The following is a 20,006-nucleotide window of genomic DNA, read 5'->3' on the forward strand; positions in this document are numbered from 1 at the left end:
AAGATTTTGTTGTAGATTACTATCACCGCTAGTTAGTCAGTTCTTATTAGGTTAGGTTCTTTTTCGGACCACCTGAAAGCTGAACTTATCGGCTCGAAAGTAATTGACTGAATACAGAATGGGCTCATCCTTTTCATCGAAATGCATTTGTTTTAGTACAAGCAGTGATGTTTCAGGATCACATTCCAAAATGGGTGAAACTTTTTCATGGTAGCCAATGGGAACAATTTGAGCAACTGCGTATGTAATCTTTCGTTCTGCATTCGTTTCCAATATTTCAAATATGGACTCTTGTTCATATGAAAACGACCCTGCTATAATTTTTCCGGGAATTTTATCAATGCAATATACCACTGGCTCCCCATTTGCCGTTCTTACCCGCTCAATGACCACAATCTCTTCATCCTGCGAACAATGGAAACGGCGAATATCATCCTCTGTGGGCCCAATAAGATTTGAGCTTAAGAAAATTGTTCCGGGTTTCATCCCTGCTTCAACAATCATGTCAGTCACACTATTCAATTGTTCGATTCCAGATAAAAATAATGGCTTGGCATTTACAAACGTACCGACTCCATGGCGGCGAATGATAACGTTTTCTTCCTCGAGAATACGAAGAGCCTCCCTGAGTGTTGCTCTGCTTACCCCCAGATGCTTAGCAAGCTCAAATTCTGAAGGGAGTTTTTCTTTTTCTTTATAAACTCCAGCCTCTATGTCATGCTTTAAACGATCAATCACCTGTAAATATAAATGCCGGTTATCTGACTTAATGGACATGCAGGGTTCCTCCAACAAATTTTCTCAAGACATCAGACCTCTGATGTTCAATCTTTCCTACTAGCCGAAAATACTATATCATTTTTTGTCGAATAATGAAATAGAATTTCTCTAATTCTCGGAAAAAGAAAGCCGTGTTATGATTACAACCCTATACGCAGTGCATTTGGGAAGGAGCCATAGCTGGATTCCTTTTATTTTTAACCATAGTAGGTTTATTTATTACAAATGAAAAAGGACTGGACCCATGAGGTACTTGTTGCCGTACACGGATCCAGACCTTTTTGTATTTATGAACTCGCTTCTTCAGGAGGTTTTGCAGCTAAAACGGCTCTTGGCTTGCTTCCTTCGTATGGACCGACAATTCCTCTAGCTTCCATTTCATCTATCAGTCTGGCAGCTCTCGTATAGCCGATTCTAAACCGGCGCTGGAGCATTGATACAGAGGCTGTCTGCATTTCCAGGACAAGATCAACAGCTTCTCCATATAGATCGTCTTCGACCTCTGATGTGTTTTCAGGAACGTCATCAGGAATCATTTCTTCCTGATACTGTGCTTTTTGCTGGCCAATGACAAAATTGACTACTTCCTCAACCTCATCATCTGAGAGGAAAGCACCTTGAATACGGACAGGCTTAGAAGCACCAACTGGAAGGAAAAGCATATCCCCTCTGCCAAGCAGTTTCTCAGCTCCGCCCATATCAAGAATCGTTCTTGAGTCAGTAGCAGAAGAAACAGCAAAGGCAATTCGTGATGGAATATTGGCTTTAATCACCCCTGTAATGACATCAACAGAAGGACGCTGGGTAGCAATGATTAAATGAATCCCTGCCGCTCGGGCCATTTGCGCTAATCTTGTAATGGCATCCTCGACGTCTGATGAAGCAACCATCATTAAATCAGCAAGCTCGTCCACGATTACCACGATATAAGGCAGAAGGGGCTGCTTTGCCTCTTGTTCAGCACTGTGTTTCTTCACATGATCATTGTATCCTTCAATATTTCTTGTGCCCGTATGGGAAAATAATTCATAACGGCGTTCCATTTCGTTTACGACTTTTTTCAGTGCCTGCGAAGCTTTTTTCGGATCGGTCACAACCGGGGCAAGCAAATGCGGAACTCCGTTGTAGACATTTAATTCAACCATCTTTGGATCGATCATCATCAGCTTGACTTCATGTGGCTTTGCCCGCATTAAAATACTGGTGATAATGCCATTAATACAGACACTCTTCCCGCTTCCTGTCGCACCTGCAACAAGAAGATGGGGCATTTTATTTAATTCAGCCAGGACAGAATCTCCTGTAATATCTCTGCCTAGTCCGATTAATAGTTTGGCATCTGGTTTGTCATACTGGCTGGCTTCAATAACCTCTCTAAGCGATACAACAGCTACTTCGGAATTAGGTACCTCAATGCCGATCGCTGATTTCCCCGGTATAGGCGCTTCAATACGAATGTCCTTAGCAGCCAAGGCTAATGCCAGATCATCGTGCAGGCTGACGATCTTACTCACTTTAACGCCGACATCAGGATGAACCTCGTACTTCGTTACAGCCGGCCCAAGATGAACCTGTGTGACCCTGGCTTTCACGCCAAAGCTCTGAAAGGTTCTTTCGAGCTTAGCAGCATTTGCATGAATCAATTCGTATTCTCCGCTTTGATCCGTTTTCCGAGGCAGATTTAATAGATTGATCGGAGGCAGCTCGTAATCAACATTTTCCACTTCGGTAAAAGTGATTGGCGGAGCTGATTCCGCATCTGACTCATCTTCCGCTTGCCGGGATTTGCTCTTTCTGACTGGTTCCGGTCTTTCATAATTCGAATCCTTATAGGCTTTTTCAGCAAAGCTTGAAATAATAGGCTCAGGCTGAATTTCTTCTTCATGGGTCCCAGCCGCACTGTTAATCGTAATAACCGGCTCTGGCTGGGGAGCCTCAGCTTGCTGATTTCGCCGTTCTTCGAGCTGTGCCCGCCTTGATTCCCTTTTTTCCCTTCTTTCCTCATTCCACTGGGATAAATCTTGTTTAAAGGCATCCCACTGCCTTTTAGCAAAGTTCCAGCACCCGACAACCATTTTTCCCGCGGCTTCACCGAAAGTCTTTCCGGTTAATAGAATAAAGCCAATAATAATCAGCAATGCTGCTATCATTTTTGTTCCTGGTTCATCGAATAGGAAATAAAACATGGCAAAAAGAATCGCACCAATCATACCGCCGCCAAGGTCTGTTGTACTGGTTTCGCCTGCGGCTTCCATCCAAAATAATTCCCATGTATTGGCGATGACACTAGGGTTTTCAAACTTTCCGCCATTTGACAGAAGCTGAAAAAGTGTCACGTGGCTTAACAGTAACAGTGCTCCGAAAATTAGATAAACACCAAGCAGCTTAATATTAAATAAAAATGGAGCGGTTCTTTTCCACATTAAATAGCCGGCAAAGAGGAAAAGGCCAAGCAGACACACCATATACCATTCTCCTGTAAAGAAGCGGAAGAAAAGGACAGAAGATCTTCCGACAGCCCCCAGCTTTGCCATAGAAATTGCTGCAAGTGCAATTAATAAAAGAGCAATTAATTCATATTTAATCGTTGATTTGATATTTTCCTTTTTCCTGGATTGTCTTCTCTTTTTCTTGGCCATTCGATCACCTTTTAGGATTGGTTAATTTCCCTTTACCGCTTTAACGTACCGGGGGCCTGACCCCCAATGCGTTAAAGCGATAAAGTCTTTTAAAGAAGAAAGCAGCCATATTTTGGCTGCCTTGTTTATTTTCTCTATTATACCACATTGCCTAATTTTGCAGTGATGATAAAGTGATTTTTGATCCTGGGGTGCACTTTTCATTCATAAAGTGGTTCGGGTCACTGCTCATGACACGCAGTACAGTGCAGTTTTGCCCTTCGTCCATAGAAACAAGCAGCGGGATTCCTTCATATTGAACAATCTTTTGTTTCTCATATTCACTCGGGTCTGTCTGAAATACAAGTTCCTGCGGCATGGTCGTATAAAGAATCATTGAACCAATCCCTCGTTTTCTGACTTTTTAATATCAATTAGTTCATTCAGCTTTTTCATTGCCGCGCCAATTCCGCCTACTTCATCAATCAAGCCATACTCCACTGCGTCTCTTCCGATTACATTGGTTCCGATATCCCTTGTCAGGTTCCCCTTAGCAAACATTAGTTCCTTAAATAGTTCTTCAGTGATATTTGAATGCTGGGTAACAAAATTAATGACCCGCTCCTGCATTTTATCTAAATACTCAAAGGTTTGCGGGACACCAATGACCAGGCCGGTTAATCGAATCGGATGAATCGTCATTGTCGCCGTCTCTGCGATAATGGAATAGTTACAAGAAACAGCAATCGGCACGCCAATGGAATGTCCCCCGCCAAGAACCAAGGAAACTGTCGGCTTTGATAAAGAGCCAAGCATTTCAGAAATCGCTAGCCCAGCCTCCACATCTCCGCCTACGGTATTTAATATAACTAATAGACCTTCAATTTTTGGATTTTGTTCAATCGCCACGATTTGCGGGATTAAATGTTCATATTTAGTTGTTTTGTTTTGCGGGGGCAATTGGATATGACCCTCAATTTGCCCAACAATCGTTAAACAATGTATTTTTGAATCTTGTGAAAGCTGTGGAACATTCGTTTGTCCAAGCTGCTGTATTTTTTCTACCAGGCTTGGTGCTTGCTCTTTCGGCAGCTCCTGTTCTGGGGTTTCCGAGCCGTTTTGTTTTACATCATTATTCATCTTTTTTCTCCCTTCACGCCTATTTTTTCTGAAATAGCACATGAGTTTAGTATGTTCAAAAGTAAAATATTTCATGCCAGCATAAAAAATAGCACAGCTTTTAGCGCTGTGCTATTTAACCATTATACTTCCATAATAATCGGCAGGATCATTGGTCTGCGCTTTGTTTTTTCAAATAAATATTGATTAAGGGAATCCCTCATATCCTGCTTAATTTCAGACCAGTCAAATGTATCCTTTGAAATATTTTTCTCAACAATGTCTTTTACTCTTTTGGTTGCTTCAACTAGAAGTTCTTCAGATTCCCTGACATACACGAATCCTCTTGAAATGATTTCCGGGCCAGCAGAAATTCGTTTTTCTTTTTTATTTAAGGTCACAACAACAAGCAAAATACCATCCTGCGAAAGCAGCTTTCTGTCTCTTAACACAATATTCCCAACATCGCCGACACCGCTGCCATCAATTAAAACGTTTCCTGACGGGATTCGGCCCGCTGAGCGAATGAAATCTTCATCAAATTCCAGGACCTCGCCTTTTTCAGGTATATGGATTTGAAACTTATTGAGTCCGCATTCCTTTGCTAGATTCGCATGCGCTTTTAGCAAGCGGTATTCACCATGGACTGGAATGAAAAATTTAGGCTTTAGCAAATTAATCATAAATTTAAGCTCTTCCTGGCTGCCATGGCTTGAAGTATGAAATGTTCCCTTGCCGGAAATGACTGTTGCCCCGGCACGGAAAAGCATATCGACTGTCTTAAAGATGAATACCTCTGTGCCGCGAAGCGGGGATGCAGCCATTAGGACGGTATCACCATTCTTAATATTCACATGCTTATGGGTCTGTTTTGCCATTTTCTGAAGGACTTCGATTGGCTCTCCCTGGGAACCCGTCGCAAGGATAACCAATTCGTGATCGGCATATTGGCCAATTTCTGAGATTGGAATAATCAAATCCTCATATGCCTGAAGGTAGCCGTGTGAAAGGGCAATTCCGCAGGCAGACTGAGAAAACCTTCCTAATACCGCAACCTTTCGCCCGCATTTATAGGCTGCATCAAATATGTGCTGGATTCTGATTAAATCTGAGGCAAATGATGCTGCAATAATTCTCCCTGATGCATGAAAGAATGTATCTGTTACCTTGCCGCCAACCTTTGCTTCTGACTGGGTGTAGCCTGGCTTGTCCGCCTCTGTGCTATCGGACAGCAGACAAAGAACTCCTTCATCGCCTATTTGCGCCATTTTTCCAATTTCAGGTTTATAAAGATCCAGTGCAGCCTGATCAAATTTGAAATCCCCCGTATAGACAATGCTTCCCTCAGACGTGTGTACACAGATTCCTACACTGTCCGGTATGCTATGCGTTGTCCGGAAAAAAGAAACATCCGCAGAGCGGAATTCAATCCTCGTATCTGATTGCACCTCAATGAAATTTGCCTTGCCTTTGAATTCCTGTTCCTTCATTTTCGCCTTAGCAAGGGCAAGGGTTAGCTTTGTTCCGTACACTGGGACATTTATTTCCCTTAAAATGTAGGATAATGCCCCGATATGGTCTTCATGTCCATGTGTTAAAAAGATTCCCTGAACTCTGTCCTGATTTTGCGACAAATAGGTAAAATCAGGGATGACAATATCAATGCCGAGCATTTCATTTTCCGGTATCATTAATCCGGCATCTAGAACAAATATGTCTCCGTCGGTTTCCACTAGATACATATTCTTTCCGAACTCCCCCACTCCTCCTAGTGCCATTACCTTGATGTTTTCGTTCTTTCTCATTTCCAATGTATATATCCTCCTACAGTATGTTGGCCCGATCGAGATCAGTTACCAATATTATACTTGAAGGATGAAAACCATGACAACCACAAAAGAGAAAGGCGCAAATTTCCCTGACAAAACAAAAGAGTCGGGCCCCCTAGGATTCTTGAGCCCGACCTATCATTCAGAACTATTCTTCACTATCAAACAATGCTGCTAAAGTGTCTCTTTCCTCTGCGGTTAATGGGATTAATGGGAGTCTGACAGAACCTACATCTAAACCTTTTAGCTGAAGCGCTGTTTTTACAGGAACTGGACTTGGCGCCTTAAAAAGGCCTTCCATCACTGGAAGCAGCTTCCTATGCATCTCTGATGCCTTCGTACAATTGCCATCAAGAAAGCATTTAACCATCTCCTGCATTTCATTGCCAATAACATGTGCAGCAACTGAAACAACTCCATGCCCGCCAATTGCCATACATGGCAGGGTGATTCCATCATCACCGCTGTATAGCCTGAAGTCACTATCTGTGCCCGCAATGATCTTCGCCATGGCACCCAAATCCCCGCTGGCCTCTTTTACTGCAATAATATTAGGGATTTTTGCCAGGCGAATAATGGTTTCTGGTAAAATATTAACAGACGAACGTCCCGGTATATTATAGACCATGATCGGCAAGTCCGTATTCTCAGCAATGGCCTTGAAATGCTGATAAAGGCCTTCCTGATTTGGCTTATTATAATAAGGAGCCACAGCCATGACGGCATCTACACCAATTTTTCGAGCTTTTTCTGTCAGCTGAATGGACTCGTAAGTGTTATTGCTTCCCGTTCCGGCAATCACAGGTACCCTGCCATTGACGGTATCTACCACATGTTTAAATAATGCGAGTTTCTCTTCTTTTGTCAATGTCGGCGATTCACCGGTTGTTCCTGCAATAACAAGAGAATCAGTGCCATTGTCGATTAAATGATGAATGAGCTGTGTCGTTTTTGGAAAATCAATATGCCCTTTCTTATCGAACGGAGTAACCATTGCTGTTGAAACTCTTCCAAAATCAATCATCTTTTCGTTCACTCCTCTAGTTTAAGGGCTCCAAATTCGCTGGAGGCTCACTCCTCCTAGAGAGCACCCTATTGATCTCAAAGAAATGATCCTTCGTTTCCTCGGAAGCATTCTTTTCTAAATGGAAGGCGTCATGTAACGAGTTAACCGCCTTTGATAAATCAGTCTGCTTGACAAGCACCCAAATGGTCGTGTGACTATCAGCTGATTGCAGAATTCTAATTTCCTCTTCAGAAAGGGCTGTTACAATTTTTGACGCTACACCGGGAACTCCCTGCATGCCGGCACCGACAACAGAAACCTTGGCACATCCCCTTTCGACTAAAGGGTCATACCCGAGAGCCTTTAACGCTGCAATTGCCTTATCAGTCATATCCTCCGTTACGGTATATATAACCCCATTCGGATAAATATTGATAAAATCGACGCTGATTTCTTCCTTAGCCATGGCTTTAAAGACTTCTGCCTGTAAATTATATTGATTTTTTTTTGCAAGAACTTTGATTTGTGTAACATTGGATAAATGAGCGATGCCTGTTACTAAACGTTCCTTAATGTCTGTGCCTTTTGCTTCTTTATCAGGTGCAGTCACAAGGGTTCCTAAAGTATTGGAATAATTGGAGCGAATTCTTATGGGGATTTTTGCTTGCATGGCTATTTCAACGGCGCGGGGATGGATTACCTTTGCCCCCTGGTAGGCCAAATTACATACTTCTGTATAGGTTATATTGGATAATGGCCGAGCATTCTTTACAATCCTCGGGTCTGCGGTCATAATTCCATCTACATCTGTAAAAATATCAATCCACTCTGCATTAAGGGCTGCCCCTAATGCTGCAGCTGATGTATCACTTCCGCCTCTGCCAATGGTTGTTACATCGCCATTTTTTGCTGCGCCCTGGAAGCCCGCAACAACAATGACATCATGTGTTTCAAGCTCTTTTTGTAATCGATCGCATTTCATATCAATGATCTTTGCATTCATATGGTCATCATTGGTTAAAAATCCTGCCTGTGCACCGGTTAAGGCTGTTGCACTAATACCTTCTTCGAGCAGCATATTTGTAAAAACAATACTCGAGATAATTTCACCGCAGGATAATAATAAATCATTCTCACGTTTGTTGATGAATGCGTGATTTGAATCTACCAGTGACAGCAATGTATCAGTGGCATATGGGTCGCCTCTGCGACCCATAGCCGATACAACTGCGACAACTTTAAATCCGTCAGAAAGTGCATTCTTGATGTGCTGCATTGCATATGAACGGCTCGATGCATCACGAACAGATGTGCCTCCATACTTTTGCACGATTATTTTCATTGTCACACCTCTGTACTTCTATATAAATATTACTTAACTAATTCAAGTCTAACCAAGCTTTCTGCGATTTGCACTGAGTTCCAAGCTGCACCCTTCAGCAGATTGTCGGAAACTACCCACATATGGAAGCCTTTTGATTCATCCAAGTCCTTGCGAATTCTGCCGACAAATACATCGTTCTTGCCAACACAGTCAGCAGGCATTGGATAAATCTGATTTTCAGGGTCATCCTGCAGAGTGACACCTGGCGCATTTCCTAACAGCCCTTTTAGTTCCTCAACGCTTACACCATCCTGGCCCACTTCAAAATAGACAGATTCAGAATGGCCTACGGCTACAGGAAGACGAACGCATGTTGCAGCTACATGAAGATCTGGCAGGTGCATAATCTTTTTGGTTTCATTGATCATTTTCATTTCTTCGTAGGTAAAACCATTTTCTGTGAACACGTCAATTTGCGGAATCGCATTAAAAGCAATCTGGTAATGCTTCTTATCGCCTTTTACCGGCAAAATTTTGGGTTCATATGGTTCTTCATTCAAAATAGCTTTTGTTTGATCATACAATTCTTCAACAGCTGCTGCACCTGATCCGGAGACAGCCTGATAAGTGGATACAATAACTTTATTTAAACCGAACTTTTGTCTCACAGGTTCTAGAGCAACCACCATTTGGATAGTGGAACAATTCGGGTTAGCAATAATCCCATTGTGTTTGTGAAGGTCAGCTTCGTTTACCTCAGGAACTACTAGCGGAACATTCTCATCCATTCTATATGCGCTGGTGTTATCTACTACAATAGCACCATGTTCTACTGCATGCGGAGCAAATTTCTTCGATACGCTTCCGCCTGCACTGAATAATGCAATATCAACGCTCTTGAAGCTTTCTGGAGTCGCTTCTTGAACAGTAATTTCTTCTCCCTTGAATTGTACCTTCGTGCCGGCAGAACGGGCGGATGATAACAAAGTTAGTTTTGAAATAGGAAAATTTCTTTTCTCTAATGTTTGAAGCATTTGCTGCCCTACTGCGCCAGTGGCACCTAATACTGCTACATGAAAACCAGTTTTCTGAACCATTATTTTTTCTTCCCCTTTTCAAACATGTTGTATTTTCTAGCAAAAATTCTTTTAAAAAGCTTAAAGAATTTTCTTATAATAACATTCATTTTAACACACAATCTTACTTTTAAAAGGATATATTTTTACTAGAAAACAAAGGGAATTTTTTTAATACTTGGCCGTTGATTTCCGTTCCAGGCGCTCCGCTTTCCGTGGGGGGCGTTTTGCAAGCCTCTCGTCGCGCCCGCTCCTGCGCACGTCTCGCTTCAACGCTGATCCCCAGGAGTCTGCGCGCCTTCCACTCCAATTAGCTGTTTATAATAAAACATTGATCTTGTAAAAATGTTAATCCTTATATCTTTCCACAATAACCGGCTGCAATTGTTTTCCTTCTATTGCTGATTCAACGGTATCGGATAATAATGTCATTCTTGCTACCATTGAGTTTGGTTTTTTAATTGGGTCATCCTGCCCGTATGGAATAAAGAATATATTCTTGGTAGCCATTAGGCGCATGAGGTTCACACCATTTAATCCCAGTGCATCGTTTGTTGAAATGCCAAGCACCACCGGTTTCTGATTTCTGAGCGTTGCTTTAGCTGCCATTAAGACAGGGGAGTCTGTCAAGGCATTTGCAAACTTACTCATAGAATTACCGGTAAGCGGTGCAATAACCATGCAATCAAGCGGAATTTTCGGGCCTAGCGGTTCTGCTTTTACAATAGAATCTATTACCTTATTTCCTGTCAAATCCTCTATTCTTTGTACCCAATCCTCTCCGTCGCCAAACCTGGTATTTGTGCTTTTCACCGTGTAGGTTACCACTGGGAGCACCTCTGCACCCGCTTCAACAAGCTTTTCTATTTCTGGAAACACAGCATCGTACGTACAATGTGATCCCGTCAATCCAAAACCAATTCGTTTGCCTTTCAAACTCATTTCGTATTCCCCTCTCGTTTTTTCATATCATCCATAATTAGCTGAGCCAGAACATTCGCCAAAATCTGCCCTGCTGTTTTAGGTGCAACAATACCAGGCAGCCCCGGTGCGAGCAGCGCTTTTACGCCCCTCTTTTCTGCATATCTAAAATCAGTGCCTCCAGGTTTAGAGGCAAGGTCAATAATGAGCGTATGAACAGGCATTTTCGAAATAACCGAGGCGGTCACAACTAAATGAGGTATCGTGTTGATACAAATATCAGTATCTTTTACTTGATTTTCTAAATCACTTAAGTGAAAAGGTTCAAGGCCCATTTCAAAGATCCTTGCTAAATGTTCCGTTTTCCTGGCACCGACTTTTACATTCGCCCCAAGTGCATCAAATATTCTTGCCGTGCTCATTCCCGTGCGGCCGAGGCCCAGGACGACAACATTTGAGCCATGAATGGTAATATCGGTGTGCTGAATGGCCATCATAATCGTACCTTCCACAGTTGGAATCGAATTATATATGGCTACATCATCACGCTCAAAAAGTTTAATAAGATTTCTATTCGCCTGTTTTGTTATCCCATCTAAATAAGAATTGCTGATTCCAGAATAAATGGTGCAATGTGACGGTGTCTCAAGGAGCATTTCTTTTTGAAGATACACCTTTTCATTTGAAAATATCGTCTCTATTTGGCCATCAAGTCCTGTTCCTGGAACTGGCAGGATAATGACATCTTTATCAGAGAAATCGACTTCATCGATTTTTTCTTTCATAGCGCCGGTAAAGGCGTGATCTAATTGTTCAAAACCAATCAATGAAAGTTTGGCATCCAGATCCGTTAATTTGCGGATAATCTCTAGCTGCCTGGCATCACCGCCAATGACAGCGACCTGTATCCCTGTTAACATGAAACCCTCACCTTCTTTTCAAGAATGTACAGGTATTTTTTTGGCTTTGTTAATTTTGGCCGTTGATTTCCTCTCCAGGCGCTTCGCTTTCCGGGGGGCGTTTTGCGAGCCTCCTCGCAGCTTACGCTCCTGCGCACGTCTAGCTTCAACGCTGATCCCCCAGGAGTCTACGCGCCTGCAGCGAGGATCAACTAAGCGGTTAAATCAACATAAACCATTAACACAGCTTTTTATTAAACCATAACTACTTCAACATCTTATGTATGGAATGGAAAATAGGTGATTATCCACTTTAATTAAGGCTAATATGTTCAAAATGAAAAGGCTTCGCAGACTCATCGGCTGATTTTTGCACAGCCAAAGAAAAAAAGACTGGTTTCCCAGTCTTTTTAAAAAAGCACCTATTTTATAGTACTGTCTCTTCCTCATCGTCAGGCATATCCAGGATGATCATATCGTTGCCAATCTTTTTGATGTGGCTCCATGGGACGCGTATTTCTTCCCCTTGTCGTTTTAGGCCAAACCATTTTAGCGATGGAATGACTAGAGCTTGGATTTGCCCTGTTTTCTCATTTATCTCTAAGTCTGTCTGACCAAGAATCCCCAGCCTTTCCGCTCTTTTGACATCAACGATTTCTTTGCCGCCAAGCTCGCTTAACCTCATGTGGACATCCCCCTATTTGTCTATTATTAATATCTTATCGATAGAAAAACATAATTAGACCCAAATAAAGACGAAAAAAAACAGCCTGTTTGTCAGACTGTTTTCGTTCATAGGTAAACGTATAAAATTTCAGCTGCAAGAGCGATCGATCTCAAAGCGCCGTCTTACGGGCCCCTTGCGCTTTCTCATTTATTTCAGGCTTTTTGGCATTTCGCCTTCTGGACTAATTAAAGCAATAGAGTAGTTGTCCGTAAAGACGGCATTCGCCATCTCATTTACCCCTTGCTTGGTGACTGAATCAATTTGTTCGATAATTTCATCCAGGCTGCGATGGTATCCTAGCAGCAGCTCATTTTTGCCATTGCGGCTCATTCGGCTGTTTGTACTTTCTAAACCAAGCATTAAGCTGCCTTTGAGCTGCTCCTTGCTGTTTGTTAGTTCCTTGTCGGTAATGCCCTCTGCTTTAAGCTTATCAAGCGTTTCCTGCATGGTTTCAAACAATACATCTAATTGCTTCGCACCTGTTCCCCCATAAAGCGTGACGATTCCAGTATCCTGGAACGCAGAATGATAAGAAAATACCGAATAAGCTAATCCTTTCTGCTCCCTGACATCCTGGAATAACCGGCTGCTCATGCTTCCGCCAAGGATATTATTTAAAATAATCAAATTGTACATATCACTGTGCCCAGCCTGCAAGCCCTTGTAGCCAATGCATAAATGCGCCTGTTCCGTATCCTTTTTCCTTGCGACTCGGTTAGGATGGAATGCCGGACTTTGTGAAGATTTTTCGTGTTTTCCGCCATCATAGGAACCGAAAAGCTTATCTGCTTCGCTTATAAAGGACTCAGAAATATTTCCAGCTATCGAAATGACGACTTTTTCGGGTGTATACATATTATGGACATACTCATTTAATGTATCACTTGAAAAAGTTGATAGTGTCTCTTCTGTTCCTAAAATTGGATAGCCAAGCGGATGGTTTTCATAAATAGCCTTGCTGAGCAAATCATGAACAATATCATCTGGCGTATCCTCATACATTTTTATTTCTTCATAGACAACGTTTTTCTCCTTTTTCAATTCCACATCATCAAATGTAGAGTTAAAAAACATATCGGCCAGCACTTCAAGAGCAAATTTTGCATGCGTATCAAGCACTTTTGCATAATAGCAGGTATATTCCTTGGATGTGAATGCATTGACCTGACCGCCTATGCTGTCAAATGATTCAGCAATATCTAAAGCTGTTCTTGTTTTTGTACCCTTAAAGAACATATGCTCAAGAAAATGGGAAATCCCATTGTTTTCAGGATTCTCATCTCGAGAGCCAGTGCCGATCCATACACCAATGGCAACAGAACGAACCGTTGGGATATTTTCTAGTACAATTCTTACACCATTTTGACAAGTATATTTCTTTACCAAATAAATTCCTCCTGATTCTAAAACAGTGAAGCGATTTTTTTTAGTCTACATCATTACCTTTTCCAAAATCAGCATAATCTATTGTTCTTTCTGAGCTTAAAAGTTCAGAAACTGGAACGACCTGCAAATCTTTTTCTTTTAACTGAAGAATTAGCCGTTCTAATGATTTAGCGGTCGGATCTGTCGGGTGCATAAGAATCATTGCTCCGTTATGGACTTTGCCCATCACACGATTAATTAAGCTTTCAGGGGATGGCTTTTTCCAGTCTACTGTATCAACTGTCCACAACACTGTACCCAGCTGCTCTTCTGCGGCGATCTTCACAATCTCATCCCTGAAGCTTCCACTTGGAGGGCCAAACCATTTTGTCGGCTTATCCGTGATTGCCTTAATGACCTCATTCGTTTTCCTGATTTCTTCCCGTGCTTTGGCTGCAGAAATTTTCGCCATATCCGGGTGAGAATAAGAATGATTCCCCAGTTCATGACCTGCAGATTCAATCATGCTTGCGAGCTCTGGATTATTCTGCGCCCATCTTCCCTCAAGAAAAAAAGTAGCAGACACATTATGCTTTTTTAGAACAGCAAGCATATCTGTTAAATATTCATTTCCCCACGCCACATTGATCAGGAAGCTAACCATCTTCTTATCTGGGTGGCCTTTATAGACGGGGGACGGCGGCAGATCGCTTAATTGAACTTCAGGTTCAACTTGAGTAAAAACTAGCTTATCCTCCTCAAATTTCCCTGCATCCGCCATTTTCTTATAGGATGCCTGAATATCGACCTTAACTCCATTCAGCCCAGGTATCGCCTTCCACACCCGATCGATTTTTGCATTTTCCGGCGGAAGATAATATTCATCAGCTTTCTTCGCAATCTCCTTATATAGAGGATCCTTTTGTTTTGAAACGAAAATAGCATCATTTTTTAAGCCAGCAACATAATGATTAGTAAAAGGATTATTAACAAAGGTTAACGCTAAAATAAAAATAATAACAAACGGAATCAGCCTTCTCATCATCATTGCCTCCTTCAATTAACCATATGTTTTGAAGGGACAAGGTAGAACCTTAGGCAGATTCTTGAAAAAATATGTATATAGAAAGAGTCAGGAAGACACCTTCCTGACTCCTGATTAAAGCCGCTTTTAAGAATAAAATTACTGCTGAGCTTTTTCCTTTTGCTCGCGCTGCTCCTTAAGAACCGCTTTTCTAGAAAGGTTAACCCGGCCTTGTTTATCGATTTCAGTTACCTTCACAAGAATCTCGTCTCCAATGGAAAGTACGTCTTCCACTTTGCCAACACGTTCTTCGGCAAGTTCAGAAATGTGGACTAACCCATCTTTTCCTTGGAAAATCTCAACAAATGCACCGAACTTTTCAATGCGTTTCACTTTACCAAGATACATTTCTCCCACTTGAACCTCACGGACGATATCCTCAATGATTTTCTTGGCCTTTTGATTCATTTCCTCATTAGTTGAAGAAATAAAGACTGTACCATCCTGCTCAATATCAATCTTAACTCCGGTTTCCTCAATAATCTTATTGATCTGCTTACCGCTTGGTCCGATCACATCGCGGATTTTATCAGGATTAATGGCCATAGTCAGAATTTTTGGAGCATAAGCAGATAGCTCATTTCTTGGCTTATCCAATGTACTAAGCATGGAATCTAAAATTTGCATACGGCCTTTTTTAGCCTGCTGAAGGGCCTCTTCTAATATTTCACGGGAAAGACCTTCAATTTTGATATCCATTTGCAGTGCGGTAACACCTTTTGCTGTTCCCGCAACCTTAAAGTCCATATCGCCCAAATGATCTTCCATTCCTTGAATATCAGTAAGAATGGAATAATGCTCGCCTGATTTAATAAGTCCCATCGCAATCCCAGCAACAGGAGCTTTAATTGGAACACCAGCGTCCATCATTGCTAGTGTACTTGCACAAATACTAGCCTGAGAAGTAGAACCGTTTGACTCAAGCACCTCAGATACAAGACGAACCGTATATGGGAAGTCCTTTTCAGATGGAATAACCGGCTCCAATGCACGCTCACCTAAAGCACCATGCCCGATTTCACGGCGGCCAGGCCCTCTCATTGGCCCTGTTTCACCTACACTGAAGTTTGGAAAATTATAATGGTGCATGAAACGTTTTTCTTCTTCAATTCCCAATCCATCAAGAATCTGGACATCTCCTAAGGCACCTAGCGTACATACACTCAAAGCCTGAGTCTGCCCGCGTGTAAATAATCCTGAGCCGTGTGTTCTTGGAAGAAGCCCAACTTCTGATGATAGTGGGCGTATCACTTCAAGACCACGTCCATCAGGGCGGACTTTTTCTTCCGTAATAAGTCTTCTTACTTCACCTTTAACAATCTTATCTAAGATTTTTTTGACTTGTTTTAAGTCTTCATCTGATGCAACTTGTTCCTGGAAGTTTTCTAATACTTTATTTTTCACAGCAGAAATCGCATCCTCGCGGGCATGCTTTTCCTGAACTTGAATTGCAGCAATCATTTCTTCTTCACAAAGACCGCGAACTTGCTTTTCTAATTCCTGATCTATTTCAAATAATGTAACTTCAATTTTTTCCTTGCCGATTTCTTTTACGATTTCCTCTTGGAAAGCAATTAGGCGTTTAATTTCCTCATGGCCGAACATGATTGCTTCAAGCATGGTTTCTTCAGGAACCTCAATTGCCCCTGCTTCAACCATGTTTATCGCATCTTTCGTTCCGGCTACAACAAGGTGGATATCACTATTTTCGGCTTGCTCAACTGTCGGGTTAATGATGAATTCATTGTTCACACGGCCAACTTGAACACCAGCGATTGGACCGTCAAATGGAATATCTGACACACTTAGGGCTAATGAAGATCCAAACATTGCCGCCATTTCAGTTGAACAGTCTTGATCAACACTCATAACCATGCTGACTACCTGAACTTCATTTCGAAAACCATCAGCGAATAACGGGCGAATTGGCCTGTCAATTAAACGGGAAGCTAAAATGGCTTTCTCACTTGGACGTCCTTCTCTTTTAATAAATCCTCCAGGAATCTTCCCTACTGCATAAAGTCTCTCCTCGTAGTTGACGGTTAGCGGGAAGAAATCCAAATTCTTGGGTTCTTTTGATGCTGTTGCAGTACTTAGAACAGCTGAGTCTCCATAGCGAACCATCACGGCGCCGTTTGCTTGCTTCGCTAACTGACCGATTTCGACTGTCAGCTTGCGGCCGGCCCAATCTATGGAATAAACATGCTTATCTTGTCCCATCTTTGTACCCCTCTCTATCTCTTCTCGGGGGTCTAGCCAATTTGATAGCATAAACCTTCCCTAATTAGTTTAATGAATTCTTTATTTAACAAACATTTTGCTTTCATCTATATCAATGTTCAATCATTTTTGAACAAACATTTATGTGTTAAATGAAGCTTTAGCCCATTATGGCCACATTTCTAGTATGTACAGATTTATTGTATGTTAAAATAGCCAAGCATTAATATGTAAACAAATGTTCCTTTTATGCCTAATAAAAAAGCGGGAATAATCCCGCTTTCCATTGATTATCGACGTAGACCTAATTTATTGATTAGTACGCGATAGCGTTGAACGTCCTTGTTACGAAGGTAAGTCAACAGGTTACGGCGCTTACCTACCATTTTCAAAAGACCGCGACGTGAATGGTGGTCTTTCTTGTGCACTTTTAAGTGCTCGTTCAATTTGTTAATTTCTTCCGTAAGGACAGCGATTTGAACTTCTGGAGAACCAGTATCGCTCTCGTGAATTTTGTATTCACTGATAAGTTCATTTTTACGTTCTTTAGTGATTGCCATCCTATTCACCTCCTAAATTTTCAGATCCCCATTTACTGAGCAAGCGTTGGTGACTCGACTTGCCAAGCAAAGGTTCATTTGATACGTTATTTAGAATACAACTTTTTACGACAAAAATCAAGCAGAGTTTGACGTTTTACTTTGCAAAATACTCAATTGCTTTTTGCTTGTCTTTTTCAATTTGCGCTACAAGCTCGGCAACACCAGCAAATTTTTGTTCCTTGCGCAGATGAATATGCCATTCAACTGTCACATCCTGCCCATATATTTCCTGATCAAAATTAAAGATAAAAACCTCTACAGATGGTTTGGATGACACCACATTAAAGGTTGGTTTATACCCTACATTGCAGACACCTTCATGCCATTTTCCTTGGACAAGAATTCTCACACAAAAAACACCAAGGGGCGGAAAAATATAATCGCCGTTTAATTCAACATTTGCTGTTGGAAATCCGATGGTTCGGCCTCTTTTATCTCCGTGCACTACTGTCCCGCTTGTAGTATAATATCGGCCAAGGATCTCTGGCAGCCTTTCCATCTGGCCATTTCGGATATGTGTCCGTATTAATGTGGAACTTACCTTTTCATTATTGACCGAAAGCTTTGGTACGGTCGTACATCCAAATTTCCCGCGTGAATGCTCAGGCATTGTTTCCATTGTTCCTTTTCCCATCTTCCCGTAGGTGTAGTCAAAACCAGCTGTAACATGCTGGACGTTTAGTCCGATTAAATACTGATCGACAAATTCCTGCGGCGATAAATTTGCAAAATCGCGGGTGAAATGAACAATGAATAGATAATCAATGCCTAAATCGGCAATCAATTGAATTTTATCCTGAAGAGGGGTTATATACTCAACATGCTGAATATTGTTCCCCAATACCACTGACGGATGAGGATCAAACGTCATGACAGCACTTTTCATTTCTGTTTCATCTGCTGTCCTTTTCGCCTGCAAAATAACCTTTTGATGGCCTAAATGAACTCCGTCGAAATATCCTAATGCCATCGATAATTCCGGTAAATATAAATGATTTAAATGTATAGGATGATTTAACGAAATGATTTCCATGATGGTTCACCTTTTTCTAATCTAGAGCGTCAATGAACTATTCCTCATTCCTCAGAACCTTTACCGGCTTCATCAGTCCAGTCTTAGAAGGATGCTTTTGATATATAGCCAAGACAGTCCCTTCCTTGGTTTCTATGACAATCGGTTCGCTCATATTCAAAAAGTTCTCGGGAATATTTAATATGGCCCCATTTTTTACTTTCTTTGCTACTGTATCATTTATCGTAATTTTGGGCAAATGGAAAAGTGCCGATTCCATTGGCCTGATAAAATCAGAAAGCGTCCCATCTTCCATTTTTTGTTCAATCTCTTCGAACGTCAGACAATCTTGTATCGTATAGCCAGCCGACTCAATTCTGACAAGATCAGACATATGCGCTGGATATCCAAGTTTTTCTCCAATCATGACTGCTAATGTGCGAATATAGGTCCCCTTGCTGCACGATACGCGGAAGCGGAACTTGACGCGTTCCCCCTCAAAAATCATCCGGTCATCAAGAAGATCAATGGAATGAATGGTCACCTTTCTTTCAGGCCTTTCCACTGTGATCCCAAGCCTGGCATACTCATAGAGCCGCTTCCCATTAACTTTCACGGCAGAATACATTGGAGGAATTTGAACAATTTCTCCTGTCAGTTCATTTAGCACATCGAGAATTTGCTCCCTCGAAAAAGACTTTTCAATCTTTTTTTCAGCAATTACATCTCCAGAGGAATCCTCTGTTGTTGTCGCAATACCGATAGTTGCTTCTCCTTCATATGCTTTGCCTGCTTCCGTTATGTACTCAGCTACTTTTGTTGCTTTTCCCAAACAAATGGGAAGCACCCCTGTTACATCTGGGTCAAGAGTGCCTGTATGCCCGATCTTTTTCATTCGCAATATTTTCCGAAGCTTAAAAACACAATCATGAGAGGTAAGCCCCTTTGGTTTAAACAATGGCAAAATACCTTCCATCTAAATCCACCTTTCGAAAAAAAAGGATAGACACGTGTCTATCCGATTTTCTCATATTAGAAAAGATTTACTCTTCCTCGCCTTTTGAACGATCCTCATCGTGAATTCGATGAATCAATGATTCAATTCGATTCCCATAATCAATCGATTCATCAAATTCAAAGAAAATTTCCGGGGTTTTACGTAAACGAATCCGCTGGCCAATCTCAGATCGGATAAACCCTTTGGCTTTAGCCAAACCTTTAAGCGTATTTTCTCTTTGCTCCTCATCTCCTAGAACAGAGATGTAAACCGTTGCCTGCTGAAGATCGCCTGTTACTTGAACATCTGTAACAGTGACAAATCCAACCCGGGGGTCTTTTATTTTCCGGCCGATAATATCGCCCAATTCCTTTTTCATTTGTTCGCCGACTTTCGTTGCTCGAAGGCTCATTTAAAACACCTCTCT

The 20,006-nt window shown here is 41.7% G+C and carries 18 protein-coding genes; all 18 read right to left on the reverse strand.

Annotated elements, in window-relative coordinates; all coding sequences use genetic code 11:
* Nucleotides 1-51: 51 nt before the first annotated feature.
* A complete protein-coding gene (locus AC1Q59_RS06925; RefSeq protein WP_492365063.1) occupies nucleotides 52-777 on the reverse strand; it encodes a GntR family transcriptional regulator in 726 nt (241 codons plus the stop codon).
* A gap of 290 nt (nucleotides 778-1,067) precedes the next feature.
* Entirely contained in the window at nucleotides 1,068-3,419 is a 2,352-nt protein-coding gene (locus tag AC1Q59_RS06930) for a DNA translocase FtsK (protein ID WP_492365064.1), read from the reverse strand.
* 151 nt (nucleotides 3,420-3,570) lie between these two features.
* A complete protein-coding gene (locus AC1Q59_RS06935; RefSeq protein WP_492365065.1) occupies nucleotides 3,571-3,795 on the reverse strand; it encodes a YlzJ-like family protein in 225 nt (74 codons plus the stop codon).
* On the reverse strand, nucleotides 3,792-4,538 hold the full coding sequence (locus tag AC1Q59_RS06940; RefSeq protein ID WP_492365066.1) for a ClpP family protease: 747 nt from the start codon (nucleotides 4,536-4,538) through the stop codon (nucleotides 3,792-3,794). Before AC1Q59_RS06940 ends, AC1Q59_RS06935 begins: the two co-directional genes overlap by 4 nt.
* Nucleotides 4,539-4,660: 122 nt before the next feature.
* A complete protein-coding gene (locus AC1Q59_RS06945; protein WP_492365067.1) occupies nucleotides 4,661-6,328 on the reverse strand; it encodes a ribonuclease J in 1,668 nt (555 codons plus the stop codon).
* Nucleotides 6,329-6,494: 166 nt separating this feature from the next.
* Complete coding sequence (gene dapA / locus AC1Q59_RS06950) at nucleotides 6,495-7,370, reverse strand: 4-hydroxy-tetrahydrodipicolinate synthase (protein WP_492365068.1); 876 nt, start codon at nucleotides 7,368-7,370, stop codon at nucleotides 6,495-6,497.
* A 16-nt stretch (nucleotides 7,371-7,386) separates the two neighbouring features.
* Nucleotides 7,387-8,694, reverse strand: coding sequence for an aspartate kinase (dapG, locus tag AC1Q59_RS06955; RefSeq protein ID WP_492365069.1), 1,308 nt, complete (start codon nucleotides 8,692-8,694; stop codon nucleotides 7,387-7,389).
* Nucleotides 8,695-8,723: 29 nt separating this feature from the next.
* Nucleotides 8,724-9,773 carry an aspartate-semialdehyde dehydrogenase gene (gene asd, locus AC1Q59_RS06960; protein ID WP_492365070.1) on the reverse strand — a complete coding sequence of 350 codons (1,050 nt, stop codon included), beginning with the start codon at nucleotides 9,771-9,773 and terminating at the stop codon, nucleotides 8,724-8,726.
* A gap of 327 nt (nucleotides 9,774-10,100) precedes the next feature.
* The gene (dpaB, locus tag AC1Q59_RS06965; RefSeq protein WP_492365071.1) at nucleotides 10,101-10,694 is read right to left on the reverse strand and encodes a dipicolinate synthase subunit B; all 594 of its coding nucleotides are present in this window, start codon (nucleotides 10,692-10,694) and stop codon (nucleotides 10,101-10,103) included.
* A complete protein-coding gene (gene dpaA / locus AC1Q59_RS06970; protein WP_492365072.1) occupies nucleotides 10,691-11,593 on the reverse strand; it encodes a dipicolinic acid synthetase subunit A in 903 nt (300 codons plus the stop codon). The genes dpaB and dpaA overlap by 4 nt, the downstream gene beginning before the upstream one ends.
* 406 nt (nucleotides 11,594-11,999) lie before the next feature.
* Nucleotides 12,000-12,257, reverse strand: coding sequence for a YlmC/YmxH family sporulation protein (locus tag AC1Q59_RS06975; protein ID WP_492365073.1), 258 nt, complete (start codon nucleotides 12,255-12,257; stop codon nucleotides 12,000-12,002).
* 189 nt (nucleotides 12,258-12,446) lie between these two features.
* Nucleotides 12,447-13,685, reverse strand: a complete 1,239-nt coding sequence (locus AC1Q59_RS06980; protein ID WP_492365074.1) for a M16 family metallopeptidase — start codon at nucleotides 13,683-13,685, stop codon at nucleotides 12,447-12,449.
* Between the two features lie 40 nt (nucleotides 13,686-13,725).
* Nucleotides 13,726-14,706, reverse strand: coding sequence for a polysaccharide deacetylase family protein (locus tag AC1Q59_RS06985; protein ID WP_492365075.1), 981 nt, complete (start codon nucleotides 14,704-14,706; stop codon nucleotides 13,726-13,728).
* Nucleotides 14,707-14,847: 141 nt separating this feature from the next.
* The gene (gene pnp / locus AC1Q59_RS06990; protein ID WP_492365076.1) at nucleotides 14,848-16,968 is read right to left on the reverse strand and encodes a polyribonucleotide nucleotidyltransferase; all 2,121 of its coding nucleotides are present in this window, start codon (nucleotides 16,966-16,968) and stop codon (nucleotides 14,848-14,850) included.
* A 290-nt stretch (nucleotides 16,969-17,258) separates the two neighbouring features.
* Nucleotides 17,259-17,528, reverse strand: coding sequence for a 30S ribosomal protein S15 (gene rpsO, locus AC1Q59_RS06995; RefSeq protein WP_492365077.1), 270 nt, complete (start codon nucleotides 17,526-17,528; stop codon nucleotides 17,259-17,261).
* A gap of 136 nt (nucleotides 17,529-17,664) precedes the next feature.
* Nucleotides 17,665-18,603 carry a bifunctional riboflavin kinase/FAD synthetase gene (ribF, locus tag AC1Q59_RS07000; RefSeq protein ID WP_492365078.1) on the reverse strand — a complete coding sequence of 313 codons (939 nt, stop codon included), beginning with the start codon at nucleotides 18,601-18,603 and terminating at the stop codon, nucleotides 17,665-17,667.
* A gap of 37 nt (nucleotides 18,604-18,640) precedes the next feature.
* A complete protein-coding gene (gene truB, locus AC1Q59_RS07005) occupies nucleotides 18,641-19,558 on the reverse strand; it encodes a tRNA pseudouridine(55) synthase TruB (RefSeq protein WP_492365079.1) in 918 nt (305 codons plus the stop codon).
* A gap of 67 nt (nucleotides 19,559-19,625) precedes the next feature.
* Nucleotides 19,626-19,991 carry a 30S ribosome-binding factor RbfA gene (gene rbfA / locus AC1Q59_RS07010; protein ID WP_492365080.1) on the reverse strand — a complete coding sequence of 122 codons (366 nt, stop codon included), beginning with the start codon at nucleotides 19,989-19,991 and terminating at the stop codon, nucleotides 19,626-19,628.
* Nucleotides 19,992-20,006 lie beyond the last annotated feature (15 nt).

The organism is Cytobacillus sp. MT66, assembly GCF_058792595.1.